The organism is Komagataeibacter swingsii (assembly GCF_003207895.1).
In the GTDB taxonomy this organism is placed as follows: Bacteria; Pseudomonadota; Alphaproteobacteria; order Acetobacterales; family Acetobacteraceae; genus Komagataeibacter; species Komagataeibacter swingsii.
Genome location: NZ_NKUB01000025.1, coordinates 17,571 through 37,023, shown reverse-complemented (window position 1 = coordinate 37,023; position 19,453 = coordinate 17,571). Strand labels below are relative to the sequence as shown.

Below are 19,453 nucleotides of genomic sequence, written 5' to 3'. Positions count from 1 at the left end.
CTCACCCAGTCCAGACCGCCAATCATCGCCCCAAAGAGCAACAACCGCGCCGCCAGCATATCCCTTCCAGATACTCTCTCTATTCTCTTGTCAAAGATCCCGCCGGAGCAGCATCGCCGTCCGGTGAAGGGGCTTTTACGGATATTGGCCCATCCTGTCAACGCCATACCAAAAACGTAAAAAACACACGGAAATCAGCCGTTAAACCCAAAAACCATTCACTAATCGTACCAAAAAAAATGCGCTGAAATGAAAATTATATGAAAAAAGGAGGGGCTGGCCCCTCCTTTCCCCATATCCGGTGTGGCGTGCCGATATCAGTCGGCATCCACCTCGTTCCCATTGATGGTCAGGTGATCGTCCTTCGCATCAACGGTGACGGTCTCGCCATCATGGATGGTACCTTCCAGCAGCAGGCCCGCCAGCGGGTTCTGCAGCGCCCGCTGGATCACGCGCTTGAGCGGACGCGCGCCATACACGGGGTCATAGCCTTCGTTCGCCAGCCATTCCTCGCCGCCCTTGTCCAGACGCAGGTGGATGTTGCGCTCATCCAGCAGTTTCCGCAGGCGACCGATCTGGATTTCCACGATCTTGCCCATATCCGCCTTCTGCAGGCGGGAGAACAGGATGATCTCATCCAGCCGGTTGAGGAACTCGGGGCGGAAGTGATTGCGCACGACCTGCATGACTTCCGGCCGCACGCTCTCGACCGATTCCCCATCCGGCAGATGCGCCAGCACTTCGGAACCAAGGTTGCTGGTCAGCACGATCAGGGTGTTGCGGAAATCAACCGTACGACCCTGCCCATCGGTCAGGCGGCCATCATCAAGGACCTGCAGCAGGATATTGAATACATCCTCATGCGCCTTCTCGACCTCATCGAACAGGATGACCTGATAGGGACGGCGACGGACCGCTTCGGTCAGTACACCACCTTCCTCATACCCGACATAGCCGGGCGGGGCACCAATCAGGCGGGCAACCGCGTGCTTCTCCATGAACTCACTCATGTCGATACGCAGCAGCGCCTTCTCATCATCGAACAGGAAGCGGGCCAGCGCCTTGCACAGTTCCGTCTTGCCCACACCCGTCGGGCCAAGGAACAGGAACGAACCGATGGGACGGTTGGGGTCCTGCAGCCCGGCACGGGCACGGCGCACCGCATTCGACACGGCCTTGAGCGCGGGTTCCTGCCCCACCACGCTCTTGCGCAGTTCGTCTTCCATGCGCAGCAGCTTGGCGCGTTCGCCTTCCAGCATCCGGTCCACCGGCACGCCGGTCCAGCGCGACACGACAGCGGCAATGCCCTGATCGGTCACGGTATCGCTGACCATGCCTTCGCCCTTGCTGATCTGGTCAGCTTCCTCCTGCGCCTGGGCGATCTGGGCCTGAAGCTGCGGCAGGCGGCTGTACATCAGTTCCGACGCACGGCCCAGGTCACCCTTGCGCTGGGCGATCTCGATGTCCGAGCGGACCTGATCCATTTCCTCCTGCAGCTTCTGCACCGCGTTGACGCGGTCCTTTTCAGCATGCCAGGCGGCGGTCAGGGCATCGGACTTTTCCTGCAGTTCCGACAGTTCGGCTTCCAGCTTGACCAAGCGCTCCTTGCTGGCGGCGTCATCTTCCTTGCGGATGGCTTCGCGTTCGATCTTGAGCTGGATCAGGCGGCGATCAAGTTCGTCCAGTTCCTCGGGCTTGCTGTCGATCTGCATGCGCAGGCGGCTTGCGGCCTCATCCACAAGGTCAATGGCCTTGTCGGGCAGGAAGCGGTCGGTGATGTAGCGGTTGGACAGGGTCGCCGCGGCGACCAGCGCGCCGTCGGAAATACGGATACCATGATGAAGTTCGTATTTTTCCTTGATCCCGCGCAGGATGGAGATGGTGTCAGCCACCGTCGGCTCACCCACATAGACCGGCTGGAAACGCCGGGCGAGGGCTGCGTCCTTCTCGATATACTTGCGGTATTCATCCAGCGTCGTCGCACCGATGCAGTGCAGCACGCCACGGGCCAGTTCGGGCTTGATGAGGTTGGAGGCATCCATCGCGCCATCGCTGCGGCCCGCACCCACAAGGGTATGCATCTCATCGATGAACAGGATGATCTGGCCTTCAGCCGACTCGATTTCCTTGAGCACCGCCTTCAGGCGTTCCTCGAACTCACCACGGAACTTCGCGCCCGCAACCAGCGCGCCCATGTCGAGCGAGAGCAGCTTCTTGTTCTTCAGCGCCTCGGGCACGTCACCGTTGACGATACGCTGCGCCAGCCCCTCCACAATGGCGGTCTTGCCGACACCTGGCTCACCGATCAGGACAGGGTTGTTCTTGCTGCGACGCGCAAGGACCTGAATGGCGCGACGGATTTCCTCGTCACGACCGATCACGGGGTCCAGCTTGCCCTGCAGCGCCACCTCGGTCACGTCGCGGGCGTATTTCTTCAGCGCGTCAAAATTGGCTTCTGCGTTTTCGCTATCCACGGTGCGTCCCTTGCGGATGGTGGCAATGGCTTTTTCCAGCGCCTGGGGCGTCGCCCCCCCTGCACGCAGGGCCTGCCCGGCCGGGGTCTCGGACGCGGCGATGGCGGCCAGCAGGCGGTCCTGCGCCACGTATTCATCGCCCGCCTTCTGCGCGGCCTGCTGGGCCGCGTCCAGCACGCGCACCAGTTCGCCCGTGGCGCTGGGCTGGCCCGCGCCGCCACCCTGTACTTTCGGCAGCTTGGCAAGGGCGGCTTCATTCGCCGCCGTAATGGCAGGCACCTGCCCGCCGGCCGCGCGGATCAGGGCGGCCGCCGCCCCCTGGTCGTCATCCAGCAGGGCCTTGAGCAGGTGCTCCGGCGTCAACTGCTGGTTGTAATCCCGCATGGCGATGGTCTGTGCCGCCTGCAGGAAACCGCGTGACCGTTCTGTAAACTTCTCGATATTCATCTATTCCCTCGTCCCTTTCAATCAGGCGACATAACAGGTTGTGCCTCTGCGCCGTCCCTCAGCAGGCAACGGCAAGGCGCTGGATTCCAGATGGGATCAACTGGATGTTATTACAAGATATCGGGCGTGGATTTCCTTCCCCTGTTTCCTGTCATAGCGCACCGGGCGGACCGGGTTTCCATGGGGAATAGCTGACCATTGCCACCGGGGTCGCAACCTTGATCCATGTCAAGGTTGCCGTGCCTTATCAACGGGCCGGCCATTCACCCAGCGACACTGCGACCGGCAACCCGCAGCTTTCCCTGCCCGGTCAGGGCAGGAAATCATATGTCTGTTTTACTTGCCTTTTTTGGCAATGGTCGGGCCAAGCAGCAGCAGATCGGCGGCGGAAAGCCGGTCCGACGCCGTACTGGCCTGATGCCAGAAGGGATAGAGCAGCGGCGGCGCGCTGGCATCATCAAGGCGGCTGATTTCCTGTGCCGTCAGGCTCAGTTCGGCGGCCTTGAGGTTGTCGACCAACTGCGCCTCGGTCCGCGCACCGATCACGATGGAAGTCACCGCCGGGCGCTGCGCCACCCATGCCAGCGCCACTTGTGCCGCCGAGATACCGCGTGATTCGGCAATGCTGACCAGCACTTCCACCACGTCATACAGTTTTTCGATATCATGGACCGGGGGTTCGCCCCAGTTCTCGATCTGCCGCGTGCCCTGCGGCTGGGGTTTGCCGCGCCGGTATTTGCCCGACAGCAGGCCGCCCGCCATGGGACTCCAGACCTGCACGCCAATCCCCTGATCCACCGCCACGGGCAGGAGTTCGTATTCCGCATCCCGCGCCTGGAGGGAATAATAGATCTGCTGTGACACTGGCGCGATCAGGCGGTTGCGTTCCGCCGTGGCCAGCGCCTTCATGATGTGCCACGCCGAGAAGTTGGAAACCCCGGCGTAACGGATCTTGCCCGACCGGGTCAGGGTATCCAGCGCCTCCAGCGTTTCATCCAGCGGGGTCTGGCCATCCCATTCATGCAGGTAATACAGGTCGATATGGTCACGTCCCAGCCGCTTCAGGCTGGCCTCGCACGCGCTGACCAGGTGATAGCGTGACAGGCCCGCATCATTCGCCCCCTTGCCCATGCGGAAACGGGCCTTGGTGGTCACCATGATGTCGTCGCTACGGCCCTTGAGCGCCGCGCCAAGGATTTCTTCCGACACGCCGGTGGAATAGATGTCGGCGGTGTCGAACATGTTGATCCCGGCATCAATGCACAGGTCGATCTGACGACGCGCGCCGGCAAGATCGGTGTCGCCCGTCTTGGCAAAGTCACCCTTGCCGCCAAATGTCATCGTACCCAGCGTGAAAGCGGAAATCCGCAGGCCGGAACGGCCAAGCTGACGGTATTGCATGTCTTTTCAATCCTTCTGCGTGAAGAAATCCGGAGACTGTCCGTGAAACATCATGAAAATTGTTAAAGGTTTCTGGTGAAGCTTTTTTCATAACGCTTCAGGGAACGCCGCCTTTCTGAAAAAAGCCGGCACCCAGAACCTTTGTCTTTTCAAACAGCCTCTCAACAACCGGCGCACGGCATGACAGCCCGCACCACAGATATTCAGGCGGTATAGGTGACGTTCAGTTCCCCTACGCCGGCGCAGGTGGCGTGCAGCACATCGCCACGCCGGACCGGTCCCACGCCTGATGGCGTACCGGTCATGATCAGGTCGCCGGGGGCAAGGGCGACAAAGCGGCTGAGACAGGAGACGATTTCGGCCACGGACCAGATCATGTCCACCAGATCGCCCTTCTGCCGGGATTCGCCATTCACGCTCAGCGTAATGGCCCCCGCTTCGGGATGGCCGCGAACCGATGCGGGCACGATGGACGAAATGGGACAGGACTGGTCAAACCCCTTGGCCAGCGACCATGGACGCCCCGCCTTCTTGGCGGCGGCCTGCAGGTCGCGCCGTGTCATGTCCAGCCCCACGGCATAGCCATAGACATGCGACAGCGCTTTTTCCACCGGGATATCCTCCCCCTCACGCCCGATGGCCGCCACCAGTTCGACTTCATGATGCAGGTCGGACGTGCTGACGGGAAAGGACAGCAGGCCGCCGCCCGGCGCCACCGCGTCACCCGGCTTGGAAAAGAAGAAGGGTTCGGAGCGTTCGGGGTTGCTGCCCATTTCACGCGCATGGGCGGCATAGTTCTGTCCCACGCACCATATCCGCCGGACGGGAAAGACACCCGCACGCCCCTCCACTGGCACAACGGGAAGGGTGTAGGGGGGAATCACGTAATCCGTCACGGTACGGTGCTCCTGCTGTTCGTATCCGGCGCGCATGGTGGCACCACGGCCCGGCCCATGTCACGGCAAATGCTGGCAACGGCTGGAAAAGCCGACATAAAAAAAACGCCAGCCGGGACAGCCCGGCTGGCGCATGGAAAAGGGGATGGCGCGCCATCCCCGGTCCCGGTCGTGCGGTGGTCAGTTGCGGGCCTTGTCGACCAGCTTGTTCTTGCCGATCCACGACATCATGGCGCGCAGCTTCTCGCCTACCTTTTCGATCTGGTGTTCGTTGTTGCGGGCGCGGGTGGCCTTGAAGCCGATGTTGCCGGACTGGTTTTCCAGGATGAAGTTGCGCACGAAGGTGCCGTCCTGGATGTCGGTCAGGATCTTCTTCATCTCGGCCTTGGTTTCCGGCGTGATCACGCGCGGGCCGGATACGTATTCACCATACTCCGCCGTGTTGGAGATGGAGTAGTTCATGTTGGCGATGCCGCCTTCGTAGATCAGGTCCACGATCAGCTTCATTTCGTGCAGGCATTCGAAATACGCCATTTCTGGCGCGTAGCCCGCTTCGACCAGCGTCTCGAAACCGGCGCGGATCAGTTCGACCAGGCCACCGCACAGCACGGCCTGCTCACCGAACAGGTCGGTTTCGACTTCTTCCTTGAAGGTCGTCTCGATGATGCCCGCACGGCCACCACCGTTGGCGGAAGCGTAGGACAGCGCGATTTCCAGCGCATTGCCCGAAGCGTTCTGCGCCACGGCCACCAGCGACGGCACGCCGCCACCCTTCTGGTATTCGGAACGCACGGTATGGCCCGGACCCTTGGGCGCGATCAGGAATACGTCCAGGTCGGGACGGGCTTCGATGATGCGGAAATGGATCGCCAGACCGTGGGCGAAGGCAAGGGCAGCGCCCTGCTTGAGGTTCTTTTCCAGCGATTCCTTGTACAGCGCGCCCTGGCCTTCATCGGGGGTCAGCACCATCACCACGTCCGCCCACTTCGCGGCGTCGGCCGGGGTCATCACCTTGAAACCCGCGGCTTCGGCCTTGGCAACGGCGGTGGATTCGGGGCGCAGGCCGACCACGATGTCGGTCACGCCGGAGTCCTTGAGGTTGTTGGCATGGGCATGGCCCTGGCTGCCGTAACCGATGATGGCGACCTTCTTGCTCTTGATCAGGTTCACATCGGCATCGCGATCATAATAGACGCGCATGGTCTTGCTCCTTGGGAATGAAAAAACGAATCGATCAGGTAAAAACGCGACCCTTACAGGATTGCAGCACCGCGTGCGATAGCGGCGACACCCGTGCGCGACACCTCGGCCAGGCCAAGGGGACGCATGAGGTCGATAAAGGCATCGAGCTTGTCGGTCGCACCCGTCAGTTCAAAGACGAACGAGGTGGCCGAGGCATCAACAGGATGGGCGCGGAAGGCCTGCGCGATGCGCAGGGCGTCGGCACGGCGTTCGCCGCTGGCGATCACCTTGACCAGCGCCATTTCACGCGCGACGTGGGGATCCGCCGCCGTCATGACCGACACCCGGTACACCGGCACCAGACGGTCCACCTGCGCGCGGATCTGTTCCAGCACGCGCGGGGTCGCGGTGGTGACGATATTGATGCGCGACTGGCGGCCGGTTTCATCAACCGGGGCCACGGTCAGGCTTTCGATATTGTATCCCCGACCGGAAAACAGGCCGATGACACGCGCCAGCGCGCCACTTTCGTTTTCGACCTGAATGGAAATGACCGCGGAGACCGGACTCTCCTGCTGCGTGGTCATGATGGTGTTTCCTGACTGCTGAAGACGCCGGCACGCAGGCTGCATGCCGGCAGGAAAGGACAGAGGCGCCCGGCAGGCTGACCCCGCCGGGACGGACGGGCGATCAGACCAGCATGCGGCCTTCGGCGCTGATCTCGTCATCCTGATCGGGACCGAGCAGCATCTGGTTATGCGCCGCCCCCGACGGGATCATGGGGTAGCAGTTTTCATCCTGCGCAACACAGATGTCGGCCACCACCGGACCCGGATGGGCCAGCATTTCGGCAATCACGCCATCCAGTTCACCAACACGGGTCGCCCGCAGGCCGCGACCGTGGAAACTTTCCGCAAGCTTCACGAAATCCGGCAGCGCCGCGCTGTAGCTTTCGGAATAGCGCGATTCATGCAGCAGTTCCTGCCACTGCCGCACCATGCCCATATACTGGTTGTTCAGGATGAACACCTTAACCGGCAGGCGGTACTGCGCGATGGTGGACAGTTCCTGAATGTTCATGAGCGTGGACGCTTCCCCCGCGATGTCGATCACCAGCGCGTCGGGGTGGGCGACCTGCGCGCCAACAGCAGCCGGCAGGCCATAGCCCATGGTGCCAAGCCCACCCGAGGTCAGCCAGCGGTTGGGCTTGTCAAAGCCGAAATGCTGGGCCGCCCACATCTGGTGCTGCCCCACCTCGGTCGAGACATAGGTATCGCGCCCCGTGGCGGTCGCCAGTTCATGCAGGCGGCGGATGGCGTATTGCGGGCGGATGATCGCATCGGGCGCCATGTCCTGTGAAAAGCCGAGGCTGTCGATCCTGCGCCATTCATTGATCTGGTGCCACCACTGCGCCATGTCGATCGGCTGGCGGGTGTTGGCGGGGGTGCAGTCCCATTCCTCCAGCATCATCTCGATCACGCGCCGCGCATCCCCCACGATACCGACATCCACCCGCACGATCTTGTTGATCTGGCTGGGGTCGATATCCGCATGGATCTTGAACGAACCGGGCGAGAACGCGTCCAGCCGCCCGGTCACGCGGTCATCAAAGCGCGAGCCGAGCGCGATCAGCACGTCACAGCCATGGGTGGCCATGTTGGCTTCGTACGTGCCGTGCATGCCCAGCATGCCCAGGAAGCGGCGGTCGCCCGCTGGCATCGCCCCCAGCCCCATGAGCGTGGAGGTGCAGGGAAAGCCCGTCTTTTCCACCAGCCTGCGCAACGCGGTGGAGGCGCCGGGACCGGCATTGATGATGCCACCGCCTGTATAGAACAGCGGGCAGCGCGCACCCTTCATGGCGGCCACGGCGCGGGCGATCACGTCCCGCCCCGGCTCGGTCTGCGGGTGATAGGACGGATGCGGCACGCGCGGCGCGTCACTGTAGGGCGCGGGACCGACCATGATGTTCTTGGGCAGGTCGACCAGCACCGGGCCGGGGCGGCCGCTGCGCGCGATGTGGAAGGCTTCGTGCACGCACGGGGCCACGTCTTCAGGGCGGCGGACAAGATAGTTGTACTTGGTGGCCGGACGGGTGATGCCGGTGGTGTCGGCTTCCTGGAAGGCGTCGGTGCCGATCAGCGGCACGCCCACCTGACCGGAAAAACACACCACCGGGATCGAATCCAGCATGGCGTCCAGCAGCCCGGTCACGGTGTTGGTCGCGCCGGGTCCGCTGGTGACCAGCACCACGCCCACCCTGCCGGTGGAGCGGGCATAGGCCTCGGCCGCATGCACGGCCGCCTGTTCATGGCGGACCAGCACGTGGCGAATCGCGTTCTGGCGGAAAAGGGCATCATAGATCGGCAGGACCGCGCCGCCGGGATAGCCGAAAATGACCTCGACCCCCTGTTCGACCAATACGCGCAGAAGCACTTCCGCACCGCTGGGTACGGTCGTATCCGTGCCAGCGGCTTGAGGCTTCAGGTCTGTCTGGTGCGATGCTGCGTTCATGTTCCTGCTCCTTCGCCCAAAGCCGCCGGAACAATCCGGCCAGCCACAGGAGGCGAAATCCCGGGGCCGGGTTTACGGAAACCCTTGGCCCGCGTCAATGCGGTTAATAACAAAAGAAATGATTTTATTGCTACATCTTTCCATTTGTTGCGCGACTTCGCATTTTTCAAACCGTTTTCCATATAAAAATGTGTCCATCTCCGCCGCCAGCGCGTGATGGGCGAACCATGTCGCCTGCCGTTTCGTATATTGTCCGGTCAGGCAGATGGCCTGCTGTACTGCCGTGGCCACGTCCATTTCCCCCCGCAGCACGGCGGCCAGTTCCGGAACACCATGGGCGCGCATGGCGGGCAGGCCGGGCGGCAGGCCCTGCGCCAGCAGGCGGGCGACCTCCCCCATCGCGCCAAGGTCGAGCATGGCCTGGAACCTGTCGGCAATGGCCGCGCGCAGCACGTCGCGCGGCGGGTGCAGGCGTATGGCGACAAAACGCGCGGGCAGCGGGGGCAGCACGGCTTCACGCCGCCACCACGCCAGCCCATGGCCGGTGGCCGCGCACACTTCCCATGCGCGCGCGATGCGCTGGCCATCGGTCGGACGCAGGGTGGCGGCGGTTTCGGGGTCGCGCTGGCGCAGCATGTCATGCACCGCCTCTGGCCCAAGGCGGTCCACCATGGCGCGGGCCTGCGCGCGGATGGCGTCGGGCGGCTGGGGAATATCCGCCAGCCCGTCGGTCAGCGCGCGGAAATACATGCCCGTGCCGCCACAGAAAACCGGCACCCGGCCCGCATCCCATGCATCATGGGCGGCTGCGATGGCCTGCGTGCGCCACCATGCGACACTGCCGGTCTCCGCCGCGGGCAGCACGCCATACAGCGCATGGGGCACGCTGGCTTCATCGGTGGCGTCGGGGCGGGCTGTCAGGATGCGCAGGTCACGGTATACCTGCATCGAATCGGCATTGATGATGGTGCCGCCCACCTGCCGTGCAAGCGCCAGCGCAAGTGCGGACTTGCCCGAACAGGTCGGACCCGCCACGATCACCGCCACGCGCGCCTGCCCGGCAGGGGGGCGTGTCATTGTCTCTCACCTGTCATATACCCGGACCCCATGGCTGATTCCCCTTCTTTTTCCCATATCCTTGTACTGGTGGCCAACCGTGACGCCACATCCCTCACGCCGGTCGATATCCAGGCCGCGCGTGACCTGGTGCGCGGCGATGCTCCCGTCACCCTGTCGGAAGGCGAAGCGGTCGAAATCGCCTGCAACGCCCCCGCGACATGGGGGCAGCCGGATATCGGGGCCATGCGGGAGGTGTTTGCCGGGCGCGGGCTGGACGTGCTGGTAACGCCACGCGCCAACCGCCGCAAGCGCCTGCTGGTGGCGGACATGGACAGCACCATCGTCAGTTGCGAAACGCTGGACGACATCGCGGCCCATGCCGGGATCGGGGAAAAGATCGCCGACATCACCCGGCGGTCCATGAACGGGGAAATCGAATTCGAATCCGCCCTGCGCGAACGTGTCGCCCTGCTGCGCGGCCTGCCGGTCAGCCTGCTGGAACGGGCATGGCGGGATGTAAAGCTCAATACCGGTGCCGTGGAACTGGTGCGCACCATGCGGGCGAATGGCGCGCGCACGGCGCTGGTGTCGGGCGGGTTCACGTTCTTTACCAGCCGGGTCTCAGCCCTGTGCGGCTTTGACGAAAACCACGCCAATACCCTGCTGGATGCGGATGGCCACCTGACGGGCGCGGTGGGGCAGCCCATCCTTGGCCCGGACGCCAAGCTTGCGCACCTGCGCCGGCTGGCGGCGGCAGGCGGGCTGGACATGCGCGATGCGATGGCGACGGGCGATGGCGCGAACGACCTTGCCATGCTGCGCGTGGCGGGTGCTGGCATCGCCTTCCATGCCAAGCCCGCTGTCCGGCGCGAAATCACCAGCCAGGTCAACCACACCACCCTGCGCACCCTGCTGTTCGCGCAGGGTTACCGGGCGGACCAGTTCGTCACGGCGTAGGCACGCCGCCGCTGGCGGCCGTGCCCGGGGGCTGGGTGCGGCTGTCCTGCGCCTCGATGAAAACACGGGTTACTTCGGGATAGGCCTGCTTGATCTGGTGTTCCAGCGCGCTGACCACGATTTCCACCTGCCCCGCCGTCATGTCGTTGCGAAAATCGAGGCTGATCACCACCAGCACGTCACGCGGGCCGAAATGCAGGGAACGGATTTCATTCAGCCGGTCCACCCCGCTGGCCGCCAGCGCCATGCGGCGTAATGCCGCCAGCACCTCGGGCGCGACACCTTCACCAGTCAGCAGGGACTGGGATTCACGCGCAAGGAAGGTTGCCGTCACCGCAAGGATGCACGCGATGATGATGGAGGCCACCCCGTCAAGCACCGGCATGTCCAGCCATTCGGCAAGGACATTGCCCAGAAGGGCCACGCCAAGGCCGCTGAGTGCGGCCGTATCCTCGAACAGGACGGTGAACACGGTGGGGTCCTTGCTCATCTGCACGGCCTCGACCCAGCCACGGCGGCCCTTGCCTTCCCTGCGGAAGGCCCGCAGCGCCATCAGCCAGACCGAGCCTTCGAACACGATGCTGGCCATCAGCACGACGTAATTGACCAGCACATGCGCCACGGGCTGCGGATGGATGATGTGGATGATCCCCTCATACAGGGACACACCCGCGCCCAGCCCGAAAATCAGCAGCGCCACCACAAAGGTCCAGAAATACAGTTCCAGCCCGAAACCGAACGGGTGCATGGCCGTGGCGGGCCGCGTCGCGCGCCGCATGCCGACCAGCAGCAGCCCCTGGTTGCCGGTATCGATCAGGGAATGGATGGCCTCGCTCAGCATGGAGGCGCTGCCGGTCATGAACGCGGCTGCGAATTTGGTCGCCGCCACCAGCAGGTTGCCGCCAAGGGCGGCGAAGATGACAGTCCGGGAGGATGAAGAATGCGCCACTGGTTTTTCAACATGAAGTCCTGCCGCATCCTATCGCGCCGCACCGACTTTTAACAGGGCGCATGATCGGGCCATTGCGGTTGCGGGCGCGGGGCCGCCTGTCCTATGGTCTGGGGCCAATGCCCACGGAGTACGTATCCTGATGCGCACCACTGTCATCCAGATGGCGCCCGGCGCATCCGCGCCCGAAAATATCGAACAAGCCCGCGCACTGGTCACCGCCGCCATCAGCGCGGACAAACCTGACCTGGTCATGCTGCCTGAAATGTGGAGCTGCCTTGGCGGGACACGGGCCATGAAGTTCGCGGCGGCCGAGACCCTGCCCGCCCCCGATAGCGCGGGGGAAGCAGGGCCGCTGTACCAGTTCCTGTCCGGCATCGCGCGCGAACATGGCGTGATCATCCATGGCGGGTCCATCGGGGAACGGCATGGCGACAGGCTGTTCAATACGTCCCTGCTGTTTGATGCAAAGGGCCGTGAGCGCGCGCGCTATCGCAAGATCCACCTGTTTGACGTCACCACCCCCGGCGGTGAAGGCTACCGCGAAAGCGATACATACGAACCCGGTTCGGACATCGTGACCGCGCCGCTTTCCGCTGGCCTTACGGCCGGGCTGGCCATCTGCTACGACATCCGCTTTCCCGCGCTGTTCCATGCGCTGCGGGCGCGGGGGGCGAACGTGCTGCTGGTGCCCGCCGCCTTTACGGTGGAAACGGGGCTGGCGCATTGGGAAACGCTGCTGCGTGCCCGCGCGATCGAGACGCAGTGCTGGATGGTCGCCTGCGGCACCACCGGCACCCATACGGATGAAAACGGCCAGAAGCGCCGCACATACGGCCATTCCATGATCATCGACCCATGGGGCACCATCGTGGCCCAGGTTTCGGACGGGCCGGGCTGGAGCACGGCGCGCCTTGAGCGTAGGGTGACCGACAGCATCCGTGAACGCATGCCGGTCATGGCGCATCACCGCCTGTCCATCCACACCCCATGAACGACATGTCGTACCCCGGCTGGGCCGCCGGGTGCCTTCCCACGAAGCTGAGTTTTGCCGCGGCCCCGAACGAAAGCGCGCAACTCTGGCTGGAGCGCCTGGTCGGGCAGTACGGCCAATGCGCCCCGGAGGAGGCGGACGCGCTGGTCTGCCTGGGTGGCGACGGCTTCATGCTGGAAATGCTGCATACGACGCTGGGGCGCCACCTGCCGGTCTATGGCATCAACTGCGGGACGGTGGGATTCCTCATGAATCCCGCCGTGCCCGACAACCTGCCCGCCCGCCTTGCCGCGGCACAGGCCGCCATCCTGCACCCGCTGCGCATGCAGGCCACGACGATCGAGGGCAAATGCATCCATGCCCTTGCGCTGAATGATGTGTTCCTGTTCCGCCAGACACGGCAGGCGGCGAAAATCCGCATCGGGGTCGATGGGCGCGTACGCCTGCCCGAACTGATATGTGACGGGGTGCTGATTTCAACGCCTGCGGGATCAACCGCCTACAACCTGTCCGCGCACGGGCCGATCGTACCGCTATCGGCCAACCTGCTGCCGCTTACGCCCATCAGCGCGTTTCGCCCGCGCCGGTGGCGCGGCGCGCTGCTGCCATCCACCGCGCAGGTGCGGTTCGATATCCTGGAAACCGACAAGCGCCCGGTGGCCGCCGTAGCGGATTTTACCGAAGTGCGCGATGTCATTTCCGTTGAAATCAGCGAAGCGCGGGAACTGCAGACCACCGTGCTGTTCGATCCGGGGCAGAGCCTGTCGGAACGGATCATAACCGAACAGTTCACCGCATAGGATATCCTTTAAAAGTAATAAAAGTTTTTGGGTACCGCCTTTTTTCAAAAAGGCGGTGTCTTTTAGAAGACTTTAACAAAAATATTTACCAAGAGCTTTTATATAATCCTTAAAATATTTCAGACCGGGGCGATCCGGTGCAGGCTGGCGCCATGGTCATGCAGCCATTTTTCGGCCTGGCGCCGGTGCGGGGTCAGGCTGTCCACCAGCAGCCAGAAATCCGGCCCGTGATTCATGTGCCGCAGATGCGCGAGTTCGTGGGCGATGATGTAGTGCTGGACCTCCAGCGGCGCCATGACCAGCCGCCAGCACAGCATGATCGACCCGTCGGATGAACAGCTGCCCCACCGGCTTTTCGTATCACGCAGCCTGACCTGCGTGGGTTTCAGACCACAGGATTCGGCCTGCGCGCGCAGGCGGGCGGGCAGGCGGGCCTGCGCCTGTGCGCGCAGGTAGGCGCTGACGCGGCGGGGGACGAATTCCTCCGTCCCGCTGACATGCAGCACCCCATCTTCCAGCCATGCGCCGCGCCGGGCATCGGGACAGTGACGGATTTCATGGCGTTGCCCATCCAGCACGACATGCCCGCCATGGCCCAGCGCAACAGGCGGCGGCAGGCGTGACAGCCCCGCCGCCACCCATGCGGAATGCGCGCGCAGCAACGCCAGCCCGTCCGCCCTGCGCGCGCCACGCGGCAGCGTAATGACGACTTGCCCGCTACGGGGATCGATCCGCATGGAAATACGCCGCGCCTGACGCGACGGCCGCCAGCAAACCGTGACCTGCCCGGATGCGATGGGCACAACCTCCGTCCCGGTCGTCACAGTATCCCTGCCATGAAACATCCCGTAAATTCATGAAGACGTTTTTGGTGAAGCTTTTTTCAAAAAGCTTCAAGGAACGCCCGCTTTTTGAAATAAAGGCGGCACCCGGAAACTTTTATCATTCTTCTATCAGCGCCGGGGCGGACGCGTGCGGCAGAATGCATCCCGCGGGGCTTCGCCCGGCCAGTCAACCACGTGATCCTCCAGCATGCCCGCCTTGCGTTCACTGATGACCCTGCCGCTTACGGACACGCCCGCCTCATGCACCGTATCACGGGTGCCGGACACCAGCGGGTGCCACCACGGCAGCGGTTCCCCATCGCGCACCAGCACATACCCGCAGGTTGGCGGCAACCAGTCGATCTCCACCAGCATTTCAGGCGTCAGGCTGATACAGTCCTGTACCCGGCGCTGGCGATGTTCATAATCGGTACACAGGCATGACGTGGTATCCAGCAGGCGGCAGGCGACATCGGTAAACAGGACTTCATCCGTCTCGTCCTCGCGCAGTTTGTGCAGGCAGCACCGACCACATCCATCGCACAGCGATTCCCACTGCGCGGCGGACATCTGCTCAAGCGGCGTCGTTTCCCAAAATGGCGGGGTGTCATCTGTCATGGTCGTGGTCCTGCCGTATCAAATCCATAAAATCTTCAATGCCCGGCCACCGCCGCCATGGCGCATAGCCCGATCATGCCGAGGGAAAACACCACCACGCCCCCCACTGGCAGCCCCAGCAGCGGCAGCCAGAGCAGCCGGAAGCGCATTTTCGCGTCCGCCCCCAGCCCACTGGCCGTGCGCGACAGGCCCGGCGGAATCCGGTCCAGCACCCGCAGCAGCGGCCACATCGCCGCGGGGGCAAGGCACAGCCCCTGCCCGATACATCTGGCCACTCCGGTCCCATGCGCAAGGTGCGGCCACCATACCGCCAGCACCAGTCCCGGCAGCAGGAGGCAAAGCAGCATCCCGCGCAGCAGCACGCACCACGCGGGCCATGCCCGGTACAGCACCACATGCACCGCCAGCACCATCACGCACGCCACCAGCAGGCCGAGCGTGATCCACGCCCCGGCCACCCCCAGCAGCCCGGCCGGATGGATGGCGAGGTCAGGCAGCATCAGCCCGCATCCCGCAACCATGCGTCAAATCGGCGTGACAGGTCAGGGTAATGCGCCTGCCAGAACTGCACGTCCACCGGCAGGGCCACGGGCGCATGCGCCGCATCAGGTGGCGTCGCGGCGGGATAGCGGGCCAGGAACGCGGCCTGCTGCCCGGGCTGGATGATGAAGTGCAGCAGGTTGCGCGCCTGCCCCAGCCGGAAGGCCGACTGCCCCGCCACCACGCCCCATGACAGGCCATAGGACAGCGCCATGTCCGTATTGATGCCGATCGTATCCCTGTGGCTTGCGGCAATGCCGCGCACCGCGTCACTGGGCGCGCTGCTCATCAATACCCGCCCGTGTTCAAGGATGCTGGCGGCATCGTCCGGGCTGGACCACCACGTTATGTAAGGGCGAAGCTGGCTCAGCTTGCGAAAGGCCCGATCGACACCCTGCGGGGTGGCAAGCAGGCCGTAGACATCACCCGGCGCCACGCCATCGGCCATGAGCGCGATTTCCAGCGTGGTGCGCGGGTCGCGCCGCAGGCCACGCTTGCCGGGAAAACGCACGATATCCCAGAAATCGGCCCAGCGTGGGGCAAGCCTGCGCCGTGTCTGGTCCCATGCCACCACCACCTGCGTTGTCATGCCCGGCACGCCGCACCCGTCGGGGTTGGTGGCGCTGCCGGCAAGGTGGATGACCAGTTCACGCATGCAGGCGGCGCGGATGGTGCTGTCCTCGGCAAAGACCAGCGACCATGTGCCCGCACGCCCCGCATGCAGGCCATGCCCGTCCAGCTCCGTCAGGGTGCCGTTCCATGCCTGCCGTGCCACGGGCTGGTGGGACGCGCGCGCGAAAGGCTGGAGGAAGGCCGCATTCTGCGCCTGGGCCATCTGCGACTCCGTACTCGCGACCACAAGGGCGGCCCTGTGCCGCACGGGGGGTGTGGCCATGGCCGGGGCAGGCGACACGGATGGGGCGGACATGGCCGCCAGCAGGCAGAACAGGCCGGTACGGACGCGGGAACGAGGCGCAAACTGGAACACGGACAGGAAACAGTCTTTCAGGCAGGGGCGAAGAATGCCGGACGCTACCCCATTTCACCCCGGAACGGAAAGGCAATTGCCTGTCCCGGCTGCCACGCCAGCATGGCCACCTGCCCCGGCGCCACGCGCTGCAGGGCGGGCGTGGGCGGGCGACGCGCCAGCAGCTCCTCGCCATTCGCCAGCCTGAAACGCAGCAGGACATGATCGCCCATCTGCCGCAGGTCCGTCAGGGTCGCCTCCAGCACTGGCGGCCCGTCGGGGTCAGCGCCCCCCGCCATGCCGGGACGCGAGGGGAACAGGACCGCGATCCGGTCCGGCCGGATGCACAGCGTGGCCAGCTGGTCCGCCTCCACGCCGGGCGCGGCCATGGCTTCCACCGGCAGGCCGCCGGGCAGGTGCGCAAGGGCCACGTCATCCCCGACACTGGCCACACGGACCGTCAGGCTGTTGGCATGGCCGAACCCGGTCGCCACCCGGTCGCATGCGGGACGGTCGAACAGGTCCAGCGCCGTGCCGGACTGCACGACCTCCATGCCATCCATCCAGGCGATCGTATCACCCAGCAGCAGCGCGTCCTCGCGCTCCCGCGTCAGCAGCACCACGCACAGCCCGCGCGCGCGCGCCAGCCGGCCGACCAGACGCCGCATGGCCACGCGGCCTGCGGGCGGCAGGGGGGTGAACGGGTCCTCCAGCACCAGAACGGGGGGTTCGAACACCAAAGCGCGGCCGATCATGACACGCAGCGCCTGTTCGGGCGACAGGGAGGCGGAACGGGCCTGCTCCAGCCCATCCAGACCCAGCAGCGCCAGTACCGCGCCCACCCGCGCCGCCACGGCGTGCGACTCCTCACCACGCGCCCGCAGCGCAAAGGCCAGGTTGGCCTGGACCGTCATGTGGGCGAATAGCGGGTCGCGCCAGCCCACCAGCGCGCATGACCGCCGGCCTGGCGGCAGGCCGGTCACGTCCGTCCCGTCAACCATGACCCGCCCGCCACTGGCGGGCGCATGGCCCGCCAGCATGTCCGCCAGCACGCACAGGCAGTCAGCCCTGTCATTGACGACCGTCAGGCATGTACCCGCAGCGGCAGAAAAAGACAGGCCCGGCGCACCGGAAAAGGCCCGGAGCGCGTTGACAACCAGCCGATTGGAGAAAGGAGACATGCGATAACAGAAACCTGACTGGGGAGATAACGCGTTATAAGCAATGGTTGCCTCCTTACCAGAGGATAGTTGGCTTTACCCGTCACAAAGGAAACGAACATGAGCAAGACCGAAACCATCAAGCACGTCACCCACGAAGACCTGCAGGCGCTGAAGGGCCATATCGAGAACCTGCTGCACACGCACGGCAGGCAGGCGCTGCATGATGTCGCCAGCAAGGCGGAGCACCTGGCGGGCCAGGCGCGCGAAAACCTGGCGGAACACGCCCCCAAAAAAGGTGGCTCACGCGCTCGTTCGCTTGTTGCTATCGCCATTTTCTCGGTGATCGGCTATTTTCTTGGCCGCGCAACGAAATAAGGCTTTCTAGCCTGCTGCAACCAGAGGATACGCGAGCATCATGAGAATAGGCGAAATCGGTAAAACCATCATTGAAGGGGAACTGACCCTACGCAAGCTGATGGCGATCCGTCTTGGTCGTCAGGCCGCATTCCTGGTTGTGGCAGCCATCTTTGCCTTTTTTGCCGTCATTTCGGGCCATGGGCTGCTGTGGGCCTTCTGTTACCAGACACTGGGTTTCAGCGCCCTTGGTTCGGCCGCCGCCGTCTTCGGGGCGGACCTTGTGGTGGTTGTCATGGGGCTGGTCATGGGCCGGCGTTCCTACATGACACCGGAAGAAATCCGTGTGCGATTCGCGCGTGAACACGCCCTGAACGAACTGCGGCAGACCGTTGCCCTGTCCGCCGTGGCCACCACGGTCGCCGGTCCGCTGACCCGCCATACCGGCCGGGCGATCTGGAACCTGTTCAAGGTCATGACAGGCCGCGGAAAATAACATCCCGGGCCACCGGCCCCCGCTGTCTGGCAATGATCCACGTCATTGCCAGATAGTATCCATGCTGAAATTGCATTGGCTCACTTTGTCGTTTTCTGGAAACGTGCAGCTTCTGGATATACTAAGCACGCAAATGGTTTGCATGCTTAATAATTGTGTGTCCCTGCTGGCGGAACAGAATGCCCGATCTGGAGCGCAACGAGAAGGAACTGTCGTTTGGTCGCCGTCTCGCCCGGCTTGGCGCCGCGTGGCGCAGGCAGGTTGACCGCGACCTGCATGAATACGGCCTGACGGAAGCGACGTGGCGGCCGGTGCTGTACCTTGGCCTGCTGCCGCCGCCGGTGCGCCAGACCGACCTTGTGCGCGCCCTTGAAATCGAAGCCCCGTCCGTTGCCCGCCTGCTTGATGTACTGGAACGCCGTGACCTGGTGTTCCGTTCCCCCGACCGTGACGATAAACGTTCCAAGCTGGTCAGCCTGACGGAAAAGGGCGAACGCACCGCACGCCAGGTGCGCCACGCGGTGGAAGCCGTGTCCAACCGCCTGCTGCATGGCATTTCCACCCCCGAACTGCAGGCCTGCTATTCCGTGTTCGAGCGGATCGAGGCCAATCTGTGCGCCCGGACCGGCACCCCGGGCGGGGGACAGGCATGACCCCCTTTCCACTGGCCATCCCATCGTGTTCCCCTGCCCCGGCACTCCCTGCATGGGGGCACCCGATGCCACGACGGGATGCATCATCCGTGCGGTTTGTCTCCTTTGCCGGTTTCTTCCCTGCGCCTGGTCGGCTACAGATAGCGGCGGGCAGGGCCACAGTCCGCC

Annotated in this window: 20 protein-coding genes; 7 read left to right on the top strand and 13 right to left on the bottom strand. The window is 64.1% G+C overall.

Features of this window, described 5'->3' with window-relative positions:
- Positions 1-248, top strand: a 248-nt coding sequence (locus CFR76_RS18250; protein ID WP_208624008.1) for a hypothetical protein, incomplete at its 5' end; no start/stop codon positions are given.
- A gap of 69 nt (positions 249-317) precedes the next feature.
- Here CFR76_RS18250 and clpB read toward each other — a convergent pair.
- The 7 genes from clpB to miaA form a co-directional block, all read right to left on the bottom strand.
- Positions 318-2,921: an ATP-dependent chaperone ClpB gene (clpB, locus tag CFR76_RS14025; protein ID WP_110557586.1), complete on the bottom strand. Its 2,604-nt coding sequence runs from the start codon at positions 2,919-2,921 to the stop codon at positions 318-320.
- A gap of 336 nt (positions 2,922-3,257) precedes the next feature.
- Entirely contained in the window at positions 3,258-4,322 is a 1,065-nt protein-coding gene (locus tag CFR76_RS14020) for an aldo/keto reductase (RefSeq protein WP_110557585.1), read from the bottom strand.
- 203 nt (positions 4,323-4,525) lie between these two features.
- Positions 4,526-5,254, bottom strand: a complete 729-nt coding sequence (locus CFR76_RS14015) for a fumarylacetoacetate hydrolase family protein (protein ID WP_110557584.1) — start codon at positions 5,252-5,254, stop codon at positions 4,526-4,528.
- A 144-nt stretch (positions 5,255-5,398) separates the two neighbouring features.
- Positions 5,399-6,418: a ketol-acid reductoisomerase gene (gene ilvC / locus CFR76_RS14010; protein ID WP_110557583.1), complete on the bottom strand. Its 1,020-nt coding sequence runs from the start codon at positions 6,416-6,418 to the stop codon at positions 5,399-5,401.
- 53 nt (positions 6,419-6,471) lie between these two features.
- Positions 6,472-6,987 carry an acetolactate synthase small subunit gene (ilvN, locus tag CFR76_RS14005; RefSeq protein ID WP_025437141.1) on the bottom strand — a complete coding sequence of 172 codons (516 nt, stop codon included), beginning with the start codon at positions 6,985-6,987 and terminating at the stop codon, positions 6,472-6,474.
- Positions 6,988-7,090: 103 nt separating this feature from the next.
- Positions 7,091-8,911: a biosynthetic-type acetolactate synthase large subunit gene (gene ilvB / locus CFR76_RS14000; RefSeq protein WP_110557582.1), complete on the bottom strand. Its 1,821-nt coding sequence runs from the start codon at positions 8,909-8,911 to the stop codon at positions 7,091-7,093.
- Between the two features lie 72 nt (positions 8,912-8,983).
- The gene (gene miaA / locus CFR76_RS13995; RefSeq protein WP_110557581.1) at positions 8,984-9,988 is read right to left on the bottom strand and encodes a tRNA (adenosine(37)-N6)-dimethylallyltransferase MiaA; all 1,005 of its coding nucleotides are present in this window, start codon (positions 9,986-9,988) and stop codon (positions 8,984-8,986) included.
- Positions 9,989-10,018: 30 nt separating this feature from the next.
- Here miaA and serB point away from each other — a divergent pair, with 30 nt between their 5' ends.
- A complete protein-coding gene (gene serB, locus CFR76_RS13990) occupies positions 10,019-10,927 on the top strand; it encodes a phosphoserine phosphatase SerB (protein ID WP_110557580.1) in 909 nt (302 codons plus the stop codon).
- On the opposite strand, the gene CFR76_RS13985 is transcribed toward serB, so the two are convergent.
- Positions 10,917-11,876: a cation diffusion facilitator family transporter gene (locus CFR76_RS13985; RefSeq protein ID WP_110557579.1), complete on the bottom strand. Its 960-nt coding sequence runs from the start codon at positions 11,874-11,876 to the stop codon at positions 10,917-10,919. The genes serB and CFR76_RS13985 overlap by 11 nt on opposite strands.
- A 142-nt stretch (positions 11,877-12,018) precedes the next feature.
- Here CFR76_RS13985 and CFR76_RS13980 point away from each other — a divergent pair, with 142 nt between their 5' ends.
- Positions 12,019-12,870: a carbon-nitrogen hydrolase family protein gene (locus CFR76_RS13980; RefSeq protein WP_110557578.1), complete on the top strand. Its 852-nt coding sequence runs from the start codon at positions 12,019-12,021 to the stop codon at positions 12,868-12,870.
- Entirely contained in the window at positions 12,867-13,670 is an 804-nt protein-coding gene (locus CFR76_RS13975) for an NAD kinase (RefSeq protein ID WP_110557577.1), read from the top strand. The genes CFR76_RS13980 and CFR76_RS13975 overlap by 4 nt, the downstream gene beginning before the upstream one ends.
- A 119-nt stretch (positions 13,671-13,789) precedes the next feature.
- Here CFR76_RS13975 and CFR76_RS13970 read toward each other — a convergent pair whose 3' ends face one another.
- The 5 genes from CFR76_RS13970 to CFR76_RS13950 form a co-directional block, all read right to left on the bottom strand.
- Complete coding sequence (locus CFR76_RS13970) at positions 13,790-14,494, bottom strand: M48 family metallopeptidase (protein ID WP_110557588.1); 705 nt, start codon at positions 14,492-14,494, stop codon at positions 13,790-13,792.
- 129 nt (positions 14,495-14,623) lie between these two features.
- Positions 14,624-15,112: a YcgN family cysteine cluster protein gene (locus CFR76_RS13965; RefSeq protein ID WP_110557576.1), complete on the bottom strand. Its 489-nt coding sequence runs from the start codon at positions 15,110-15,112 to the stop codon at positions 14,624-14,626.
- 35 nt (positions 15,113-15,147) lie between these two features.
- Positions 15,148-15,612 carry a hypothetical protein gene (locus CFR76_RS13960; RefSeq protein WP_208624007.1) on the bottom strand — a complete coding sequence of 155 codons (465 nt, stop codon included), beginning with the start codon at positions 15,610-15,612 and terminating at the stop codon, positions 15,148-15,150.
- On the bottom strand, positions 15,612-16,640 hold the full coding sequence (locus tag CFR76_RS13955) for an extracellular solute-binding protein (RefSeq protein ID WP_110557574.1): 1,029 nt from the start codon (positions 16,638-16,640) through the stop codon (positions 15,612-15,614). Before CFR76_RS13955 ends, CFR76_RS13960 begins: the two co-directional genes overlap by 1 nt.
- A gap of 44 nt (positions 16,641-16,684) precedes the next feature.
- Positions 16,685-17,800: a TOBE domain-containing protein gene (locus CFR76_RS13950; protein ID WP_110557573.1), complete on the bottom strand. Its 1,116-nt coding sequence runs from the start codon at positions 17,798-17,800 to the stop codon at positions 16,685-16,687.
- A gap of 99 nt (positions 17,801-17,899) precedes the next feature.
- Between CFR76_RS13950 and CFR76_RS13945 the strand changes: the two genes are divergently transcribed.
- The 3 genes from CFR76_RS13945 (at position 17,900) to CFR76_RS13935 (ending at position 19,285) form a co-directional block, all read left to right on the top strand.
- Entirely contained in the window at positions 17,900-18,157 is a 258-nt protein-coding gene (locus CFR76_RS13945; protein ID WP_010510081.1) for a hypothetical protein, read from the top strand.
- A gap of 40 nt (positions 18,158-18,197) precedes the next feature.
- Positions 18,198-18,632, top strand: coding sequence for a hypothetical protein (locus tag CFR76_RS13940; RefSeq protein ID WP_025437127.1), 435 nt, complete (start codon positions 18,198-18,200; stop codon positions 18,630-18,632).
- A gap of 179 nt (positions 18,633-18,811) precedes the next feature.
- A complete protein-coding gene (locus CFR76_RS13935) occupies positions 18,812-19,285 on the top strand; it encodes a MarR family winged helix-turn-helix transcriptional regulator (protein WP_025437126.1) in 474 nt (157 codons plus the stop codon).
- Positions 19,286-19,453 lie beyond the last annotated feature (168 nt).

What these genes read in the sequence shown, in the direction of transcription:
- clpB (WP_110557586.1), bottom strand. Translation starts at nt 2,921, where the DNA reads ATGAATATCGAGAAGTTTACAGAACGGTCACGCGGTTTCCTGCAGGCG.
- CFR76_RS14020 (WP_110557585.1), bottom strand. Translation starts at nt 4,322, where the DNA reads ATGCAATACCGTCAGCTTGGCCGTTCCGGCCTGCGGATTTCCGCTTTC.
- CFR76_RS14015 (WP_110557584.1), bottom strand. Translation starts at nt 5,254, where the DNA reads ATGCGCGCCGGATACGAACAGCAGGAGCACCGTACCGTGACGGATTAC.
- ilvC (WP_110557583.1), bottom strand. Translation starts at nt 6,418, where the DNA reads ATGCGCGTCTATTATGATCGCGATGCCGATGTGAACCTGATCAAGAGC.
- ilvN (WP_025437141.1), bottom strand. Translation starts at nt 6,987, where the DNA reads ATGACCACGCAGCAGGAGAGTCCGGTCTCCGCGGTCATTTCCATTCAG.
- ilvB (WP_110557582.1), bottom strand. Translation starts at nt 8,911, where the DNA reads ATGAACGCAGCATCGCACCAGACAGACCTGAAGCCTCAAGCCGCTGGC.
- miaA (WP_110557581.1), bottom strand. Translation starts at nt 9,988, where the DNA reads ATGACACGCCCCCCTGCCGGGCAGGCGCGCGTGGCGGTGATCGTGGCG.
- serB (WP_110557580.1), top strand. Translation starts at nt 10,019, where the DNA reads ATGGCTGATTCCCCTTCTTTTTCCCATATCCTTGTACTGGTGGCCAAC.
- CFR76_RS13980 (WP_110557578.1), top strand. Translation starts at nt 12,019, where the DNA reads ATGCGCACCACTGTCATCCAGATGGCGCCCGGCGCATCCGCGCCCGAA.
- CFR76_RS13975 (WP_110557577.1), top strand. Translation starts at nt 12,867, where the DNA reads ATGAACGACATGTCGTACCCCGGCTGGGCCGCCGGGTGCCTTCCCACG.
- CFR76_RS13965 (WP_110557576.1), bottom strand. Translation starts at nt 15,112, where the DNA reads ATGACAGATGACACCCCGCCATTTTGGGAAACGACGCCGCTTGAGCAG.
- CFR76_RS13960 (WP_208624007.1), bottom strand. Translation starts at nt 15,612, where the DNA reads ATGCTGCCTGACCTCGCCATCCATCCGGCCGGGCTGCTGGGGGTGGCC.
- CFR76_RS13950 (WP_110557573.1), bottom strand. Translation starts at nt 17,800, where the DNA reads ATGTCTCCTTTCTCCAATCGGCTGGTTGTCAACGCGCTCCGGGCCTTT.
- CFR76_RS13945 (WP_010510081.1), top strand. Translation starts at nt 17,900, where the DNA reads ATGAGCAAGACCGAAACCATCAAGCACGTCACCCACGAAGACCTGCAG.
- CFR76_RS13940 (WP_025437127.1), top strand. Translation starts at nt 18,198, where the DNA reads ATGAGAATAGGCGAAATCGGTAAAACCATCATTGAAGGGGAACTGACC.
- CFR76_RS13935 (WP_025437126.1), top strand. Translation starts at nt 18,812, where the DNA reads ATGCCCGATCTGGAGCGCAACGAGAAGGAACTGTCGTTTGGTCGCCGT.